Below are 18165 nucleotides of genomic sequence, written 5' to 3' on the forward strand. Positions count from 1 at the left end.
GTGATCCTCTGCGTTAAAAAATGGATTTACTCAACGCTGATACTTATTTCTGTCCTAAAGATATTCAAACCATCACTCACTGGGGTGAAGGTTGGACTTGGTTAGCAGGTGGAACATGCTTATTTTCCGAACCGCAACCAAATGTAAAAGTATTAGTAGATATTCAAAAATTGGGATGGGATGAAATTGAAGTTAGAGAAGGTTATCTAATTATTGGCGCAACTTGTCCACTAATTAAATTATTAGAATATCCTTACCCAGAAACATGGACAGCAATTACCGGATTAAAAAATGCCGTTACAGCATTAGCAGCGTCATCAAAAGTAGTTAATGTGGCGACAGTGGGAGGTAATATTTGCCTTGCTTTATCTGTGGGAACATTAGCACCAGTAATGGTAGCGTTGGATGCAACTTACGAAATTTGGAATTTACAAGGACAGTCACGAAAAGTTGCAGCTAAAGAGTTTCAAATTGGCAGTAAAAAAACAATTTTGCAACCAGGAGAAATCTTACGCCGAGTATTAATTCCTCTCGATAATTTACAATGGCAAGTTAATTATCAACGCTTTAGTATAGCTGCAACTGATCCAGCTTTAGCAATTGTTGTCACTGCTAAAAATCAACAACAAATTCGTTGTGTAATTGCTGCGAGTGTGACTGCACCTCGACTAGTAGAATATCAAGATTTAGATAGAGAAAATTTTATTGAAGATAGTAAAGCAAGTGCAAGTTATCGACAACATATAACAGAAGTTTTAATTACGCGATCGCTATCAGCATTATGCACAACCAGTTAAAATTTCAAGTTAATGGGCAAACTCATACCATCGCTTGTCATCCTGGAAGCAGTCTTTTAAGTTTATTACGCCAGTTGGGTTATTTTGGTGTCCATCGTGTTTGTGAAACAGGTGATTGTGGCGCTTGTACCGTCTGGGTAAATGATACACCCATCCATAGTTGCATTTATCCGGCGATGCGAATTGCTAATCAAACAGTCACTACCATTGAAGGAATTTCCCAAAACGGCGAACTCGCACCTATACAGCAAGCATTTTTAGCAGCACAAGGCTTTCAATGTGGTTTCTGCACTCCCGGCGCAATTATGAGTGCGGCGAAGTTACCCCAATTATCAGAAGCCGAATTGCGTTTCGCGTTGAAAGGAAACCTCTGTCGCTGTACAGGATATCAAGCCATAGTCGAGAGTATCTTACTTTCTCAAAACTCAGCACTCAGCACTCAGCACTCAGCACTTAAAACTCAGCACTTAGCACTCAGTACTCAGCACTCAGTGGGACAAAACATTCCCAAACAAGACGGAGAATTAATCGTCACAGGTAAAGCAGCCTACACAGCAGATATTACAATACCTGGATTACTTCATCTTAAAGTATTGCGATCGCCTCATCCTCACGCTCGTATTCGCAATATCGATACCAGCAAAGCCAAAGCACTTCCCGGTGTAGTTGCTGTGTTCACCCACGAAGATGTTACAAGAATACCTTACACTACAGCTGGTCATGCGGAACCAGTACCAGATCCTTTAGATCATTACTTATTAGATAATAAAGTAAGATTTGTAGGCGATCGCGTTGCGGCTGTCGTTGCAGAATCACCAATTATTGCCGCACAAGCTTATGAATTAATTACTGTAGATTACGAAATCTTACCCCATATTATTGACCCTATCCAAGCAATGAATAATGGGGTTGTCATTCACGATGAACCAGAATCATCACAAATACCTGATAGAAATCGCAACATTGCTGGACAAGTATTTCTCGAATTTGGTGATATAGAACAGGGATTTAACGAAGCAGATTTGATTGTTGAAAACACATATCATTTACCTGCTGTTCAACACGTTCACCTCGAACCTCATGTAACTGTCAGTTGGTTAGAAACAGATGGTACATTAGTTGTACGTTCTAGTACCCAAGTTCCGTTTCATTGTCAAAGATTACTCGCACAAATCTTCAACTTACCTCCAGAGAAAGTTAGAGTTTATAAAGCACAACTCGGTGGTGGTTTTGGTAACAAACAAGAAATATTATCCGAAGACCTTTGTGCTTTAGCAACACTGCGAACAGGTAAACCTGTACAATGGGAATTTACGAGAACAGAAGAATTTACCGCCACAAATAGTCGTCATGCAATGACAATTAAAATTAAAAGCGGTGTTAGAAAAGATGGTACTCTAATTGCCCAAGACATAGAAGTAATTGCCAACACTGGCGCGTATGGTAATCACGGTCAAACAGTAGTATTTTTATCAGGTTATATTCCTTTAGGTTTATATCGTTGCCCTCATAAAAGATATCACGGTTTTGCAGTTTATACAAATACAATGCCTGCGGGTGCGTTTCGCGGTTATGGCGCAACTCAAGGCACTTTTGCAATGGAATGCCAAATCGATGAAATTGCCCAAAAGCTAAATATTGACTCTGTAGAAATACGTTTGAAAAATTTAATTCGTCCAGGTGATGTTATTAATTTATCAAAAGATAAAAGTCACTTTAACTTAATAGGTAGCTATGCCGTTAATGAATGTTGGGAAAAAGTTATCCAATCACTTAATTACGTTCCAGGAACACCACCAATAGTAGAAGGTTCTCGCCGTCGTGGTGTAGGTTTCGCCGTTTCGATGCAAGGTAGCGGTTTGTGTAAAATCCATCTTGCCAATGTGAAACTATCACGATTACCTCATAACAAATACGAATTAAGAACAGGTTCCGTCGATGTTGGCACTGGTTCTGATACCACTTTAAGGCAAATTGCCGCCGAAGTTTTAGGTGTAACGGTTGCTGATATTCATATTATTTCTGGAGACACACAAAATACACCTTTTGATGCAGGTTCTTATGCTTCCGCAACAGTTTATATTTCTGGACAAGCGGTGAAATTAGCTGCTGAAGAACTTCTAAAAACAGGAGATGATAGTGTGGAAATTTCTTATAAAGCAGATGAATCTACATTAACTTTTGCTGTCCAAGGTGTAGAAGTAGAAGTTGATATTGAAACAGGCAAAGTTCAAGTTTTCAAATGTGTGCAAGCAATTGATATTGGTAAAGCAATTAATCCCCGAATTTGTCACGGACAAGCAACAGGCGGTATAGCAATGGGAATTGGCTATGCTTTCACAGAAGAATTAAAATTTGATGCACAAGGACGCATTCTTAACCCAACATTGCGCGAATACCGCATCCCCACAGCCGCAGATATGCCACCAATGGAAATAATTTTAGTAGAAAAAGCCGACCCCTACGGCCCCTTCGGCGCGAAAGGTGTAGGAGAAATTACAACTAATTGTACAGCCCCAGCCATAGCCAATGCGATCACCCACGCCACAGGATGCCGACTCCGCCAACTTCCCATGACACCGGAACGCATTTGGCAACAACTCCAAGGTTTCTAGGCTACTAACTAGGTGTCAACATTACCAATTGCTGCTTAATCAATGTTCTTACCTCATCCAACCCAAACTCTACATTTGCCAAAATCTCTGCGACTGTCGCTTGTCCACTACAAGCTTGCATAAACTCAAACTCTGCTGTTGATAAATTGACAATTTGGTAGTCGTAATTAAAGATACATTGGCTTGGAAAGCCATCAATACAAGGATTTAATTCGGGAATTGCTGATAACAGAGTTTCATCACTTGACCAGTCAGCTTTGGCTACAGGAGGACGACCAAGGAAAAATTCGTAATGAGTAACTTCTGGGTCTAGTAGTTCTATTAAACGATACAACTGACGCTCACTCAGATTTTTTGCCCGTTCGATTAACTCTGGTGCTTTACTCAAAAGTCTATCCAACTGCCAAAAACCAGGATTTGAAAAGCCGATAAACTCTAAGCCAGAAGCATCAATCAATTCAAATAGTGTCTCAACATTGTAATCAACTTCTTGGGGATGAACGTACATATCAGCAAAGCATTCATCTCGCTGATTTTCCATTGCCCAGCGTTGTTTTTCGCATTTGACAATTCGGTTGTTTTCTGGTAAAGAGGAAAATATTTGTCGTCCGACTTGCACCCCGTCACGGTAGTCGCCGCGCTTGTCGCCTTGAAGAAGTGCGATCGCTTTTTGCATAAGTTGAATTTCCCAGCGTCCCAACTCGCCATACACAAAAATGTGCATCAAACCGCCTGGGGCTAATTTCTTGGCTAAAGCTTGAATACCACGAATCGGGTCTGGTAGGTGATGCAAAACCCCGACGCAATTAATTAAATCAAATTCACCTTGTAACTGTTCCACGTCGTAGATGCTGAGGTGATGAAACTCAACGCGGTTTGCGCCGGAACGCTGACAACGTTCTTGCGCCACAGCCAAAGCACCCGCACTCAAGTCAATCCCAACTACAGAAGCTTGGGGGTTAAGGTGAACCAAGTATTCTGTACCTACACCTGTACCGCAACCAGCATCTAAAATGCGGATGTCTTGCTTTTGCGGTTTTTGACCTGTGCAGAAGTTATACGCTGCTAACCAATTCCAGCGCCAGTTATAGCCTGGGGGTGGTTCATCCAGCAAAGGTTCTGGGGGAAATGGGTAAGTATTGTAGAGTTTGGCAACAGCAGCACTAACAGTTTGGGAATCTGACATGATCAACAACATCGCAGCATTTCTGAGTTTATCGAAATGCTGGACATTTGTGGTAGGGGTTTTTGAGAGGGGTTAGGGGCTAGTATTTTTACTCAGCACTCAGCACTTTCAACTTTTAATCCCGTTGTTGATAATCTTCAGATGACTGTGGATCTAGTTCCCAACGACGATCATCACGCTGTTCGAGAATGTCGTTGGTACGGAGGAAAGCGCGATCGTCCATTTCTAGGCCTACAGCTGCTTCTATTTCTTCTGTAACATCCTGCTCTGGAACAGCAACCGTACCACCAACAGCTTCATCGCCTACCGTATCTTGCCAATAAGTATAACCATCATCACTGATGACTTCGGGACTATCTGGATACTCTGGGCTGGTTTTGTCTAGCGATCGCTCACCAATATTGTACCCTGGCAGGTCTTTCACTCCAGTGCCGTAAGATTCGGTAATTTCTTGCGGCAAATCTTCAAAATTAATTTCAGGATAATTATTTTTTTCTGCCATAATATTTGCCTTTTCTGCATTCCCACAATAACGCTTTAATTGACAAAATTTGTCTCACTTGGGATGTACAACTTTAGAAATAAATAAATCTATCCCCTTAGAACGAAGTTAAGGTAGTTTTTACAGCCTAATCTTGTAAGTGTAAATTCAAGGTCAAGCCACTTGTAGTTGAATCTGTTAGTTATGAGTTTAGAAGTTCTCAACCCACACAACAAACTTACCCAATGTCGCACTTCTAAACTCGTAATTTTTTTGGATAAAAATTGAAACTTTATATTTATTAATTATTCCTAAAATTTTCTAATATCCAAACAAGTATTAATTTTTATTTTTGGAGGTAGAAAGTGGAATATCACGAGTTCATTACCCATGTGCAAAGCCTCGCTCAATCAAATTCTCGTGAGGAGGCAGAAGTGGCTACCCGTGCAACACTAGAAACTATTAAAGAACGTATTCCCACCAGTGACATTCAAGACTTAGCTGCACAACTCCCCCAAGAACTAAAAAATTATTTACAAGGTCAAGAGCAAGCAACTGGTCAGATATTCAATTTGCAAGAGTTTATTGAACGTGCCAGTCAAAAAGAAAATATAGCACCGACTACTACAGCAATTCATGTCCGGGCGGTTTTTGCTGTGTTGCAAAATGCTATCAATCCGGAAAAATTCTCAAGATTCCAAGCCCATTTTACTCACGATTACGAAGAACTATTTGCTGCACCACCAACTAGCGAAGTACCTGCATAGTTCAGTACTAGTAATTGATAAATTTTCACACAGTTAACAATTAATCGAAATAGGAAAATCTATGGCATATCAAAACAATCATTCTGGGAAGAAAAAAGTTGCAATTCTGATTGAAAATGATGTAGAAGATGCAGAATTTACAATTCCTTGTAATGGGCTGAAACAAGCGGGAATGGATGTAGTTGTCCTCGGTTCGCGGATGAATGAAAAATACAAAGGTAAACGCGGTAGAGTTTCCGTTCAACCTGATGGTACAACAACAGAAGCGATCGCAAGAGAATTTGATGCAGTAATCATCCCTGGTGGTATGGCTCCTGATAAAATGCGGCGCAACCCCAATACAGTTCGCTTTGTGCAAGAAGCATTCCAACAAGGAAAGTTAGTAGCAGCAGTTTGTCACGGGCCACAACTTCTGATTGAAGGTGATTTGCTCAGAGAAAAACGCGCCACTGGTTTTAGCGCTATCCGCCGAGATATGCTCAATGCAGGCGCAAATTATCAAGATGAACCAGTTGTAGTTGATGGTAATTTAATCACTTCCCGCGAACCTGGAGACTTAGCAATTTTCACAACAGCTATTCTCAGTCGCCTCGGTTACGGCGGTAAAGATGCGGCACTTCCTGATGAGACAGATACTAACGCTGAATGGTGGAAAATAGCTGATGCTTGGGGTGGTTCAACTAAAAGTGAGATTGTTAGAGGTTTGAATACTGCTTTGAGTGGAGAGCGTTATTCTTTAGAAGCTTTAGAAAAGTATTACGAAAAAGAATCAGATACCCAAGCAAAAGTCATCTTTCAAGAGATGATTGCTAAGAAACAACGCCATATTGAAATATTAGAAACCTACCTCAACAGATTAGGTGAAAAACCTTCTTTAGCAGCCAATATTGCTAATCAATATGCCAAAGTAAAAACTGCTCTGACTGGTAGTGATGATATCTATCAAATACGTTGCGCTTTAGGTGATTTGCAAACAGGTATTGGTGACATTGGTAATTTGTCTGCAATGTTTACCGACCCAGTAGCAACCGCTATTTTTAAAGAAATTTACCGTGATTTGATGAGAGATGAACAACGCTTGGTAGAGCTATATCAGTCACGGCTAAGTGCGGGAGTGCAAGCTCCTAAGCCAAGTACAGGCGCTGCTGTATCTATGTAAAACGAACCGCAGAGGCGCAAAGAGTAAAGATACTTATGCCTCTGCGATGATTTTAGGGGAGATATCAAAGTGACTTCAACAGGCGATCGCATAACAAAAACCCCAACAGAAGCCAATGAAATGGAACGCTGGGCTTCTTTGATTGGCGGTGGGGCTATGGTACTCACAGGTTTAAGCCAACGCTCTTTACGAGGAGTGCTAACTGCATTGGCTGGCGGTGGTTTAATCTACCAAGGCATAACCAAGCACAGCACGATTCAGCAAGCACAAGAAGCTATTGGAATTAATAAACCAATCAAAGTTGAAAAGACGGTAACAATTAATAAACCAGCAGATGAACTTTACCGCTATTGGCACAACTTTGAGCAGTTACCCACCTTTATGAAGCATCTGCAATCGGTCAAAGTGTACGATGCAAAACGTTCCCATTGGATTGCAAGTGCGCCCTTAGGTAACAACGTCGAATGGGATGCAGAGATTCTCGAAGATAGAGAAAACGAGTTTATTTCTTGGGCTTCTGTAGAAGGTGCAGATGTCGATAACTCCGGATTTGTCCGCTTTAAAAAAGCTCCTGGCGATGTCCAAGGACAAGCTGCTTCGCGTCTACGCGGTACAGAAGTCAAGGTTGTTTTAGAATACAACATTCCCGGCGGCGGATTAAGTGCAGCTATTGCCAAACTTTTCGGCGAAGAACCAGAACAGCAAATTGGTGATGACTTGCGCCGCTTCAAAATGCTCATGGAAGCCGGGGAAATCGCCACCACTGAAGGTCAGCCAACAGGACGCAGGTAGAAGAAAGAGGCAGGGGGGCAGGGAGCAGAGGGAGAGAGCTACTAATGACTATTGACCAATGACTATGGACTAATATTTATGAAAGCAGTCTGTTGGCAAGGTGCTAATGAAGTTCGGGTGGAATCAGTACCAGACCCGACAATTCTTAATCCCCGTGACGCGATTATTAAAATTACTTCCACAGCCATTTGTGGTTCCGATTTACATATATATGGCGGCTATATCCCAACAGTCCAAAAAGGTGACATTATTGGTCACGAATTTATGGGAGAAGTTGTCGAAGTTGGTAAAGGGGTCAACAATTTAAAAGTTGGCGATCGCGTTGTTGTTCCTTCTACAATTGGCTGTGGTAGATGTGCTTATTGCCAGCGTGATATGTGGTCGCTGTGCGATAATTCCAACCCTAACAGTTGGTTAGAAGAAAAGTTATTTGGCAATGTCACCTCAGCAATTTATGGTTACTCTCACCTCCTAGGTGGCTATGCAGGCGCACAAGCCGAATATACCCGCGTACCTTTTGCTGATGTTGGCGTTGTGAAAGTTCCGTCAGAGATACCTGATGAAAAACTACTATTCATCTCCGACGCTATTCCTACTGGCTACATGGGAGCAGAATTGTGTGATATTCAGCCAGGAGATACAGTAGCCGTTTGGGGTTCCGGTGCAGTTGGACTGTTCGCCATGATTAGCGCCTATATGATGGGTGCAGAAAAAGTAATTGCGATCGACCGCTTCCCGGAACGTTTGGAAATGGCGAAAAAATATGCCAAAGCCGAAGTAATTAACTACGAAGAAGTTAATACTGGTGAAGCATTAAAAGAAATGACTGGCGGACGCGGCCCTGATGCTTGCATTGATGCAGTTGGTTTAGAAGCACACGGAGTTGGTTTAGAAGACTTCTACGACCAGACAAAACAAAAGCTCAGATTAGAAACCGACCGTCCCCACGTATTAAGAGAAATGATGGTGGCCTGTCGTAAAGGTGGCACTTTGGCAATTATGGGTGTTTATGGTGGTTTTGTAGACAAAATACCTTTTGGTGCTGCTTTTAACAAAGGTCTAACCTTCAGAATGGGGCAAATGCACGGACAGAAATATATGCATTTGTTACTCCAGCAAATCTTGGATGGCAAACTCGATCCTTCCTTTGTGGTAACTCATCAATTACCCCTAGAAGAAGCGGCTCACGGTTATCACATTTTTCAACAGAAAAAAGACAACTGTGTCAAAGTCGTCCTCAAACCATGAATAGGCTATTAGCCGTTCAGTTGTACACACTAATCAATAAAACAAATGAGGTTATTTATGAAGCAAGTAATTTCTAGCTTACGCAAAATTATGGTTGTTTTCTTAGTAGGATTTATGTTCTTACTAGGACAAGCTTTTAGCTTTGTGAACGTAGCTCAAGCTGATGTGACCACTCCAGAAGGTACTTATTACAAAGGCACACCTGAAGGACAAAATAAAGGTATTCAAAACGATAATCAATTAAGAAATGCTGAGTCCAAACTTAAAGGCGCTACTGAGAATATCCGCGAAAAACTAAACTTAGATGAAGAAACTCCCAGAGCAACAAAAGAATTTCTCAAAGATGCGAAAAGCCGAGTAGGTGAAGCAGTTAAGCCATCCACAGAAAGTAGGGAAGGTTATTACCAAAATCCTCCTAGCAAACAACTCAGAGATAGAGTTTAAGGCAAAAAGCAAACGTAAAAAGCCAAAGATAAAAAGATAGTCATGTAGGTGTGTTAGGCGCGTCTTTTTGATATGAGAACTCAGTGAATTAGACAGACATTTCCCTCTCCTAAAAGGCGCTACGCAAGTCGAAAATTCTCACGTTGAAACCATATCCCGCCTGGAACTTTAGTTCTAGGCTAATAGCTAAAGTCCACTCAAGTGGACTGAAATTTTCATTAAGTTCTCTTTAGATGACTTTTGCTATGAGACTCGGAATTCATTCCGAGGTGGGATAGGCATTTTAGCGATATTTGTGTGTACACCGTAGCCTCGTAGGAGAGGGTCTGGGGGTGAGGACAAAACAGTACTCATCAAACTCACGTTAACCAAAGCGCCTAACACACCATTTTATATAAATGACTAAAGACCAATGACAAAGGACTAAAAATTATGAAAGCAGTTTGCTGGCACGGAGCAAACGATGTGCGGGTAGAAACAGTTCCTGATCCTAAAATTATTAACCCGCGTGATGCCACTATTAAAATTACTTCTACAGCAATTTGTGGCTCAGATTTGCATATTTATGATGGCTACATTCCCACCATGCAAAAAGGCGATATCCTGGGGCATGAATTCATGGGGGAAGTTGTAGAATTAGGTAGTGAAGTTAAGAATGTAAAAGTTGGTGATCGCGTCGTTGTTCCCTTTACAATTTCCTGCGGTAACTGTTTTTTCTGCCAACGCGATTTATGGTCTTTGTGTGATAACTCCAACCCAAATGCTTGGATGACAGAACTGCAAATGGGTCACTCACCATCGGGCTTATTTGGTTACTCTCACTTATTTGGTGGTTACGCTGGCGGTCAAGCAGAATATGTCAGAGTACCTTTTGCTGATGTTGGCTTATTCAAAATTCCTGACCATCTGACAGACGAGCAAGTTTTATTTTTAACTGACATCTTCCCGACTGGCTACATGGCAGCAGAAAACTGCCACATTAAACCTGGCGATATTGTCGCTGTTTGGGGTTGCGGCCCAGTCGGACAATTTGCCATTAAAAGCGCCTATCTCCTTGGTGCAGAACGCGTTATCGCCATAGATCGCATTCCCGAACGTTTACAAATGGCGAAAGAACAAGGCAAAGCCGAAGTCCTCAACTATGAACAGATAGATGTCGGCGAAGCACTTAAAGAAATGACAGGCGGGCGTGGCCCTGATGCTTGTATTGATGCAGTTGGTATGGAAGCACATGGCACAGATGCAATGGCTGTCTACGACCAAGTAAAACAAGCAGTCCGTCTAGAAACAGACCGTCCCACAGCATTACGTCAAGTAATTTTAGCTGCTGGCAAAGGTGGTCACGTATCACTTGCAGGAGTTTACGGTGGCTTCCTCGACAAAATACCGATGGGTTCGGCGATGAACAAAGGTTTAACCTTCAAAATGGGACAAACCCACGTTCATAGATACTTAAAACCCTTACTCAATCACATTGAAAACGGTGATCTCGACCCTTCATTTGTGATCACACACAAACTACCTTTAGACCAAGCACCCCACGGCTACGAAATTTTTAAACACAAAAAAGATAACTGTATCAAAGTTGTTCTTAAACCGTAAGGTGGTTATTAAATATGACTGACACCACTGTTCACAAAATAGATTCCAGCCATTCACCCAAAGGTCAACTCGGTCAGAAATATCTGGCTTCTGGCAAAACAGTTTCTATGCGCCTTTGGGAAAATGAACAACCAGGCGAAGATAAACAACCAACTGCACGTGACTATGAAACTGTTGGTTATGTAATTAATGGTCGTGCAGAATTGCACATCGAAGGACAAATGATTTTGCTAGAACCTGGTAGTTCTTGGGTTGTTCCCAAAGGTTCACATCACAGCTACAAAATTCTCGAATCATTCACGGCTGTAGAAGCAACCAGTCCACCTGCACAAGTTCATGGACGCGATGAAAATTAACTTTTCATAGTTCACCTAACTTCAATGCCTATTGTCTATAGAGTGCGTTGAGTTTTCACTAACGCACTTTTTTTAAATTCCTATTATTCGATTTTGGCGAAGCTATATAAAACTTCCAGAGATTTTTTCCTTATTCTCTGTTTTCTTTCCAAAACCAATAGTTTTTTACCTTAGCCGCAACATATTAACTACTGCGGAGTTAAAAATTTAGCTACGGTTTGTACATCCTTGTCACCGCGTCCAGAACAGTTAATGATAATTCTGGGACTACCGTCCAGTTGAGGACAGAGAGTTTCGAGATAGGCGATCGCATGAGATGTTTCCAATGCTGGGATAATTCCTTCTAGACGGGAGAGTCTTTGGAATGCTGCTAAAGCTTCTGCATCGGTCACGCTGTAGTATTCCGCCCGATTAATATCTTTCAAATAGCTGTGTTCTGGCCCCACTCCGGGATAATCTAACCCAGCACTAATCGAGTGAGCCTCAGTTACTTGTCCATCTTCATCTTGCAGCAGATAGCTCATCGCTCCGTGCAGTACACCAACTCGCCCTTTTGTCAAGGTAGCGGCGTGTTTGTCTGTATTCACACCTTCACCAGCAGCTTCGACCCCAATTAACCGCACAGATGGTTCATTTACAAACTCATAGAAAAGCCCCATTGCATTGGAACCACCACCCACACAAGCCATAAGAATATCAGGTAAACCACCCCACTTTTCTAAAGCTTGGGCGCGAGTTTCTTGGCCAATCACTGCATGAAAATCGCGCACCATCATTGGGTAAGGATGCGGCCCGGCTACAGAACCGAGGATGTAATGAGTTGTTTCAACATTCGTCACCCAATCTCGAATTGCTTCCGAAGTCGCATCCTTGAGAGTACCTGTACCCGCCTCCACCGGACGGACTTCTGCTCCCATCAACCGCATTCTAAACACGTTTAATGCTTGGCGTTCCATATCGTGAACACCCATGTAAATCACACATTCCAAGCCAAACCGGGCGCAAACTGTGGCTGTCGCAACGCCATGCTGTCCAGCGCCAGTTTCGGCAATAATTCGCTGCTTACCCATGCGCTTGGCTAACAATACCTGACCAAGAGCATTATTGATTTTGTGTGCGCCAGTGTGATTTAAATCTTCCCGCTTTAAATAAATCTGCGGCCCTGTACCATCAGGTCGGGCATAATGAGCAGTCAGCCGTTCAGCAAAATACAATGGTGTAGCGCGTCCCACATAATCCCGCAGCAGTTGTTGGAGTTCTGCTTGAAACTCTGGGTCATGACGATATTGCTGATAAGCTGTTTCTAGTTCAGCTAAAGCAGGCATCAGGGTTTCCGGGACGTACTTACCGCCAAAGCGTCCAAAGCGTCCTTGTGTATCGGGAACCTGAGCAGTTGTGGAAGAATTTGGAGAAAGGGGAGTAGTAGTCACGGAACGATGTTGATGACAAGTAAAGACTTCATTAATTATAGGGATTTTCAGCCAGATAATAGCAATTCGTAATTTGTAATTCCTAATTACGAAAGTCTCACACCATAATAAATGTAGTATAACTGATCACTACCGCCATTTTGTATGTCTGCTTCCAAATCCAACTCTGATAAAAAGATTGTCTACCAAGAATTCGGGAACGATAACTCCGCCGCCACCGAAAGACCAATTCAGGAACTTCCACCACAACAACAAAACTTAAGAATTCAAGCGACTCGCGCCGGACGCAAGGGTAAAACGGTGACAGTGATTACTGGGTTTCAAGCCAAACCCGAAACTTTAGCAGATTTAGTCAAACAGTTGAAAACCCAATGCGGTACTGGTGGGACAGTCAAAGACAACACCATTGAAATTCAAGGCGAACACAAGCAGAAAATTTTAGAGATTGTTACCAAATTAGGTTACAAAGCTAAAATTAGTGGCGGTTGATGAAGAGCGTGTACAGCAGGGGGGCAGGGCGCAAGGGAGAGGGTTTGCAGTAGTAATAGTAGGTTGGGTGAAGGCGCACAACAGATAGTAACAACAATACGATAAATCTATATTGCGCCGTAACCCAACACCAAATAGCGTTAATTGTACTTATTTTGCTGTTTTCTTCATGTCATTTGTTGGGTTCCACTTCGTTTCACCCAACCTACAAGAAATGCCTACAGTTGAATCGAGAAGAAGTTGTGAATTTACGCCGAGTACTATACGCAATGGGTGAACATCCTCCAGATAATGGCTGATAACGATTTTGAGTATATGTTCAGCCCCGTGGTTAGCATCAGGTGGATAATATTCTGGCGATGCTATCTTTGAGGAGTAGAAATAACGTGATGTGCAACTTATTTTTAAACCCTCTCCAAACCTCTCCCCTAAGAGGAGAGAGGCTTTGATTCTTGCTCCCCTTCCCTTGTAGGGAAGGGGTTGGGGGTTAGGTTTGAGGGAAAGTTGCACACGGCGTTAAATATAGCGTGACAGGAAGCTGAAATGGACTTAATTAGGATTTTAGTGGCGATTTTTCTACCGCCTTTGGGAGTATTTTTACAAGTAGGTTTGGGAAAAGATTTTTGGATTAATATACTTTTGACATTTCTTGGGTATATTCCGGGGATTGTACATGCGGTGTGGGTAATCGCCAGGAAATAATAGCGATCGCTTGATGATTACCAATTACCGATAGTACATAAACAATAGTGGTTTTCATCAAGCATTGTAAAAATTTTGGCAAAACCTGAACGTTACGCCTTTGTGTGTAAAGAAAATATTCATTTTTCAGGTAATAATACTACTTCTTCAAGACGTGAAGACCGATCCAGTTAGTTGCGCTCCGCTTCATACAATAACCATATAAGATTTTTTTCTGCGCCTCATATCGGGAGTGGTTATTCAAACAGCCTATGCAACCTACTAATCCCAACCAATTTACCGAAAAAGCCTGGGAAGCGATCGCCCACACACCAGATATTGCTAAACAATATCAGCAACAACAAATCGAAAGCGAACACTTGCTAAAAGCCTTGCTAGAACAAGAAGGTTTAGCCAGCAGCATTTTAACTAAGGCGGGTGTGAATCTGCAAAAAATCCGCGATCGCACTGATCAATTTCTCCAACGTCAACCGAGGGTGTCTGGTACAAGTAGTTCTGTGTTCTTGGGACGCAGCTTAGACACACTACTAGACCGTGCGGAGAACTATCGTAAAGATTTTAAAGACGAATATATTTCTATTGAACACTTATTGCTGGGTTATGCCAAAGATGACCGTTTTGGCAAGAGTCTACTCCAAGAGTTCGGGTTAGACGAAGGCAAGTTGAAAAATATTATTAAACAAATTCGTGGGAGCCAGAAAGTGACCGACCAAAATCCAGAAGGTAAATACGAAGCACTGGAAAAATATGGACGTGACCTCACAGAAGCAGCCCGCAAAGGTCAACTCGATCCGGTAATTGGTCGAGATGACGAGATTCGCCGGACTGTGCAGATTCTCTCGCGCCGTACCAAGAATAACCCTGTATTGATTGGGGAACCTGGGGTTGGTAAAACTGCGATCGCGGAAGGATTAGCTCAACGCATCGTGGCTGGCGATGTTCCCCAATCCCTGAAAGACCGCAAACTCATCGCTTTAGATATGGGTGCTTTGATTGCAGGGGCAAAATTCCGGGGCGAATTTGAAGAACGCCTCAAAGCAGTTTTAAAAGAAGTAACTGAATCTGGCGGTAATATAGTTCTATTTATTGATGAAATTCATACCGTTGTCGGCGCAGGTGCAACCCAAGGCGCGATGGATGCGGGTAACTTGTTAAAACCGATGTTGGCGCGGGGTGAGTTGCGTTGTATTGGTGCGACAACTTTAGATGAGTATCGCAAATATATCGAAAAAGATGCCGCTTTAGAAAGACGCTTCCAACAAGTTTATGTTGATCAGCCCAGCGTCGAAGATACGATTTCGATTTTGCGTGGTTTGCGGGAACGCTATGAAAACCATCATGGCGTGAAGATTTCTGATAGTGCTTTAGTGGCTGCGGCGCAACTTTCTAGTCGCTATATTAGCGATCGCTTCTTACCAGATAAAGCTATTGACTTGGTAGACGAAGCTGCTGCTAGGTTAAAAATGGAAATTACTTCCAAACCCGAAGAACTCGACGAAATCGATCGCAAGATTCTCCAATTAGAAATGGAGAAACTATCTTTGCAAAAAGAAAGCGATGCAGCTTCCCGTGAACGGTTGGAAAGATTAGAAAAAGAAATTGCTGACCTCAAAGAAGAACAAAGAACTCTCAGCGCTCAATGGCAGTCTGAAAAAGATATTATCAACAAAATTCAGTCTGTTAAGAAAGAAATTGAACGCGTCAACTTAGAAATTCAGCAAGCAGAAAGAAACTATGACCTCAACCGCGCTGCGGAATTGAAATATGGTCAGTTAACTGATTTACATCGCAAACTCGAAATCGCTGAAAGTGAATTAGCAAACGCCCAAAGAAGCGGTAAATCTCTACTGCGGGAAGAAGTCACCGAATCTGATATTGCAGAAGTTATTTCTAAATGGACAGGAATTCCCATCAGCAAGTTGGTGGAATCAGAGAAAGAAAAACTGCTGCATTTAGAAGATGAACTGCATCGTCGAGTAGTTGGACAAGCTGAAGCTGTGACAGCAGTCGCCGATGCAATTCAGCGATCGCGTGCTGGATTAGCTGATCCGAATCGTCCTATCGCCAGCTTTGTGTTCCTCGGCCCTACAGGTGTAGGTAAAACCGAGTTAGCCAAAGCCTTGGCGGCGTATATGTTCGACACCGAAGATGCACTGGTGCGAATTGATATGTCTGAGTACATGGAAAAACACGCCGTCTCGCGGTTAATTGGTGCGCCTCCTGGTTATGTCGGTTACGAAGAAGGTGGACAACTCACGGAAGCTATTCGTCGTCGTCCTTACGCAGTGATTTTGTTTGACGAAATCGAAAAAGCCCACCCCGATGTGTTTAATATTTTCTTGCAAATTTTAGATGATGGACGCGTCACCGATGCCCAAGGTCATACTGTAGACTTCAAGAACACAATTATTATTATGACCAGCAACATCGGTTCCCAGTTCATTCTCGATATTGCTGGAGATAATTCTCGTTACGACGAAATGCGCCATCGGGTAATGGAGGCGATGCGGAATAGCTTCCGTCCAGAGTTCCTCAACCGGATTGATGAAATTATCATCTTCCACAGTTTAGATAAGAAAGAACTGCGCCACATTGTACAGTTGCAAGTACAAAGATTAAGAGACAGGTTGAGCGATCGCAAAATATCTCTCAAACTCTCCGATGCTGCGCTTGATTTCTTAGCTGAAGTGGGCTATGACCCCGTATTTGGGGCGCGTCCACTAAAACGTGCAATTCAGCGCGAATTAGAAACGCAAATTGCCAAAGCCTTACTTCGCAGCGAATTCCATGACGGCGACACCATCTTTGTCGATGTGCAGAATGAACGACTGGCTTTTAGTCGTTTACCTGTGGAAGTATTTAGCAGTTAATTTAAGGTTGTTTCTCGCATAGACGCAAAGGCACAAAGAAGTGTCTTTGCGTTTTTTTATGAATTATTTTCTGGTTCTGTATATTTGCAGAAAACGTTGATTCCGATTTTGAGAATATATAAGACTACAATTGTGGCGATCGCTGCATCAATAGGAATACCATTCACAGCTGCCACAGTAACTAACGAGCCAATAATACTATTAAGTAAAGCAGCACTCCCAGGGTTTTTAGTATATTCTTTGATTTTGCCTTGTAAACCATCATCGCCGCATATTTCAGCGCGAATTTCATTTAGTGTTAATTGTAAGAGAGATTTATTTTTACCAAAAGCTGTTTTACCAAATTGTTCTTGCCAAAGTTCATCAAAACTAGCTTCTAAATCACCGTTATTTTGTTGTAAAGTTGTGAGTGCTTTTTGCGCCTGCTCATCTTGGATGATTTGTTGCAGTTCTTGAATTTCGGTAGAAGATACTTGGGGATTCATGCTAGATTCTCATTACGGGATAATTGGGATGCTCAGGATTAGGTATAAGTCGCTGATTTTTACAATCCACTAATAAATCTAGCGTTTCCAGTACAGTTTGCCCAATCAGCACAATATTGCCTGTAACTAATGTAGCTTCAGTAGTTTCTCGCCCTGCTAATTCTATAATTACGGGTTCCGTCACACCGACAGATTCTTCCATCCCATTAGCGTATTCCGCCACCTGCTGACCGCGAATTCTCAAACCTAACTGCTGTACAATCGACATGGGGAGAACAGTACGTACAGCACCAGTATACACCAGTGCTTCAGTTTCACATACACGCAACATATCGGGATTGAGCATTCCTCGACTGACAAGTGCTTCATCTATGGCATTTATTAGTTTAACTTTGATGCGAACTGCGCCCATAGAATCATTGCTGGCATTATTGGCATGATTGAGATTTACCATAATAAATATCTCCTAGAAAATTAACTAGGGAGAATTTGTCAGTTCTTGAATCAACGATCGCAGGTATAACTGAATGTCTTGTCGTCACCAACATTACAACATTAAGTCTTAACGCTACGATATTAAGACTTAATGTTACAACATTAAGGCTTAAGGTTACAACATTAATCACCAACATTACAACATTAAGGCTTAAGGTTACGATATTAAGGCTTAAGGTTACAACCTTAATCACCAACATTACAACATTAAGGCTTAACGTTACGACATTAAGGCTTAAGGTTACAA

At 42.2% G+C, this 18165-nt stretch carries 17 protein-coding genes; 12 read left to right on the top strand and 5 right to left on the bottom strand.

From position 1 onward, the window contains the following. Window positions 1–20: 20 nt before the first annotated feature. Window positions 21–797: an FAD binding domain-containing protein gene (locus ACMX3D_RS11790; RefSeq protein WP_482751598.1), complete on the top strand. Its 777-nt coding sequence runs from the start codon at window positions 21–23 to the stop codon at window positions 795–797. After that, window positions 782–3412, top strand: a complete 2631-nt coding sequence (locus ACMX3D_RS11795; protein WP_482751599.1) for a molybdopterin-dependent oxidoreductase — start codon at window positions 782–784, stop codon at window positions 3410–3412. Before ACMX3D_RS11790 ends, ACMX3D_RS11795 begins: the two co-directional genes overlap by 16 nt. 4 nt (window positions 3413–3416) lie before the next feature. Here the strand turns inward: ACMX3D_RS11795 and ACMX3D_RS11800 are convergent, their stop codons facing one another. Together ACMX3D_RS11800 and ACMX3D_RS11805 are read right to left on the bottom strand one after the other, a co-directional pair. Beyond that, entirely contained in the window at window positions 3417–4598 is a 1182-nt protein-coding gene (locus ACMX3D_RS11800; RefSeq protein WP_482751600.1) for a class I SAM-dependent methyltransferase, read from the bottom strand. Window positions 4599–4713: 115 nt separating this feature from the next. Next, a complete protein-coding gene (locus ACMX3D_RS11805) occupies window positions 4714–5100 on the bottom strand; it encodes a DUF6335 family protein (RefSeq protein WP_482751601.1) in 387 nt (128 codons plus the stop codon). A gap of 344 nt (window positions 5101–5444) precedes the next feature. On the opposite strand from ACMX3D_RS11805, the gene ACMX3D_RS11810 reads away from it, so the two are divergent. The 7 genes from ACMX3D_RS11810 (at window position 5445) to ACMX3D_RS11840 (ending at window position 11447) form a co-directional block, all read left to right on the top strand. Beyond that, window positions 5445–5846 carry a DUF2267 domain-containing protein gene (locus ACMX3D_RS11810; protein WP_482751602.1) on the top strand — a complete coding sequence of 134 codons (402 nt, stop codon included), beginning with the start codon at window positions 5445–5447 and terminating at the stop codon, window positions 5844–5846. Between the two features lie 61 nt (window positions 5847–5907). Next, on the top strand, window positions 5908–7005 hold the full coding sequence (locus ACMX3D_RS11815) for a DJ-1/PfpI/YhbO family deglycase/protease (RefSeq protein WP_482751603.1): 1098 nt from the start codon (window positions 5908–5910) through the stop codon (window positions 7003–7005). A 120-nt stretch (window positions 7006–7125) separates the two neighbouring features. Next, entirely contained in the window at window positions 7126–7797 is a 672-nt protein-coding gene (locus tag ACMX3D_RS11820; RefSeq protein ID WP_482752325.1) for an SRPBCC family protein, read from the top strand. Window positions 7798–7875: 78 nt separating this feature from the next. Beyond that, window positions 7876–9045: a zinc-dependent alcohol dehydrogenase gene (locus ACMX3D_RS11825; protein ID WP_482751604.1), complete on the top strand. Its 1170-nt coding sequence runs from the start codon at window positions 7876–7878 to the stop codon at window positions 9043–9045. Between the two features lie 57 nt (window positions 9046–9102). Further along, window positions 9103–9489, top strand: coding sequence for a hypothetical protein (locus tag ACMX3D_RS11830; RefSeq protein WP_482751605.1), 387 nt, complete (start codon window positions 9103–9105; stop codon window positions 9487–9489). Between the two features lie 432 nt (window positions 9490–9921). Next, on the top strand, window positions 9922–11091 hold the full coding sequence (locus ACMX3D_RS11835; RefSeq protein ID WP_482751606.1) for a zinc-dependent alcohol dehydrogenase: 1170 nt from the start codon (window positions 9922–9924) through the stop codon (window positions 11089–11091). Window positions 11092–11105: 14 nt separating this feature from the next. Further along, window positions 11106–11447, top strand: a complete 342-nt coding sequence (locus ACMX3D_RS11840; protein ID WP_482751607.1) for a cupin domain-containing protein — start codon at window positions 11106–11108, stop codon at window positions 11445–11447. Window positions 11448–11635: 188 nt separating this feature from the next. On the opposite strand, the gene trpB is transcribed toward ACMX3D_RS11840, so the two are convergent. Next, window positions 11636–12877, bottom strand: coding sequence for a tryptophan synthase subunit beta (trpB, locus tag ACMX3D_RS11845; protein WP_482751608.1), 1242 nt, complete (start codon window positions 12875–12877; stop codon window positions 11636–11638). Window positions 12878–13021: 144 nt separating this feature from the next. Between trpB and ACMX3D_RS11850 the strand changes: the two genes are divergently transcribed. From ACMX3D_RS11850 to clpB, 3 genes are all read left to right on the top strand, one after another. Beyond that, complete coding sequence (locus ACMX3D_RS11850) at window positions 13022–13366, top strand: translation initiation factor (RefSeq protein ID WP_482751609.1); 345 nt, start codon at window positions 13022–13024, stop codon at window positions 13364–13366. A 543-nt stretch (window positions 13367–13909) separates the two neighbouring features. Continuing rightward, window positions 13910–14068, top strand: coding sequence for a YqaE/Pmp3 family membrane protein (locus ACMX3D_RS11855; RefSeq protein ID WP_482751610.1), 159 nt, complete (start codon window positions 13910–13912; stop codon window positions 14066–14068). Window positions 14069–14319: 251 nt separating this feature from the next. Then, a complete protein-coding gene (clpB, locus tag ACMX3D_RS11860) occupies window positions 14320–16938 on the top strand; it encodes an ATP-dependent chaperone ClpB (protein WP_482751611.1) in 2619 nt (872 codons plus the stop codon). Window positions 16939–16994: 56 nt separating this feature from the next. Here the strand turns inward: clpB and ACMX3D_RS11865 are convergent, their stop codons facing one another. Both ACMX3D_RS11865 and ACMX3D_RS11870 read right to left on the bottom strand, forming a co-directional pair. Further along, complete coding sequence (locus ACMX3D_RS11865) at window positions 16995–17423, bottom strand: hypothetical protein (protein WP_482751612.1); 429 nt, start codon at window positions 17421–17423, stop codon at window positions 16995–16997. A 1-nt stretch (window position 17424) separates the two neighbouring features. Next, window positions 17425–17877: a clan AA aspartic protease gene (locus tag ACMX3D_RS11870; RefSeq protein ID WP_482751613.1), complete on the bottom strand. Its 453-nt coding sequence runs from the start codon at window positions 17875–17877 to the stop codon at window positions 17425–17427. Between the last annotated feature and the right edge of the window lie 288 nt (window positions 17878–18165).

The sequence above is a fragment of the Anabaena sp. TISTR 8404 genome, from assembly GCF_056847745.1.

What these genes read in the sequence shown, in the direction of transcription:
- ACMX3D_RS11790 (WP_482751598.1), top strand. Translation starts at nt 21, where the DNA reads ATGGATTTACTCAACGCTGATACTTATTTCTGTCCTAAAGATATTCAA.
- ACMX3D_RS11795 (WP_482751599.1), top strand. Translation starts at nt 782, where the DNA reads ATGCACAACCAGTTAAAATTTCAAGTTAATGGGCAAACTCATACCATC.
- ACMX3D_RS11800 (WP_482751600.1), bottom strand. Translation starts at nt 4,598, where the DNA reads ATGTCAGATTCCCAAACTGTTAGTGCTGCTGTTGCCAAACTCTACAAT.
- ACMX3D_RS11805 (WP_482751601.1), bottom strand. Translation starts at nt 5,100, where the DNA reads ATGGCAGAAAAAAATAATTATCCTGAAATTAATTTTGAAGATTTGCCG.
- ACMX3D_RS11815 (WP_482751603.1), top strand. Translation starts at nt 5,908, where the DNA reads ATGGCATATCAAAACAATCATTCTGGGAAGAAAAAAGTTGCAATTCTG.
- ACMX3D_RS11820 (WP_482752325.1), top strand. Translation starts at nt 7,126, where the DNA reads ATGGAACGCTGGGCTTCTTTGATTGGCGGTGGGGCTATGGTACTCACA.
- ACMX3D_RS11825 (WP_482751604.1), top strand. Translation starts at nt 7,876, where the DNA reads ATGAAAGCAGTCTGTTGGCAAGGTGCTAATGAAGTTCGGGTGGAATCA.
- ACMX3D_RS11830 (WP_482751605.1), top strand. Translation starts at nt 9,103, where the DNA reads ATGAAGCAAGTAATTTCTAGCTTACGCAAAATTATGGTTGTTTTCTTA.
- ACMX3D_RS11835 (WP_482751606.1), top strand. Translation starts at nt 9,922, where the DNA reads ATGAAAGCAGTTTGCTGGCACGGAGCAAACGATGTGCGGGTAGAAACA.
- ACMX3D_RS11840 (WP_482751607.1), top strand. Translation starts at nt 11,106, where the DNA reads ATGACTGACACCACTGTTCACAAAATAGATTCCAGCCATTCACCCAAA.
- ACMX3D_RS11850 (WP_482751609.1), top strand. Translation starts at nt 13,022, where the DNA reads ATGTCTGCTTCCAAATCCAACTCTGATAAAAAGATTGTCTACCAAGAA.
- ACMX3D_RS11855 (WP_482751610.1), top strand. Translation starts at nt 13,910, where the DNA reads ATGGACTTAATTAGGATTTTAGTGGCGATTTTTCTACCGCCTTTGGGA.
- clpB (WP_482751611.1), top strand. Translation starts at nt 14,320, where the DNA reads ATGCAACCTACTAATCCCAACCAATTTACCGAAAAAGCCTGGGAAGCG.
- ACMX3D_RS11865 (WP_482751612.1), bottom strand. Translation starts at nt 17,423, where the DNA reads ATGAATCCCCAAGTATCTTCTACCGAAATTCAAGAACTGCAACAAATC.
- ACMX3D_RS11870 (WP_482751613.1), bottom strand. Translation starts at nt 17,877, where the DNA reads ATGGTAAATCTCAATCATGCCAATAATGCCAGCAATGATTCTATGGGC.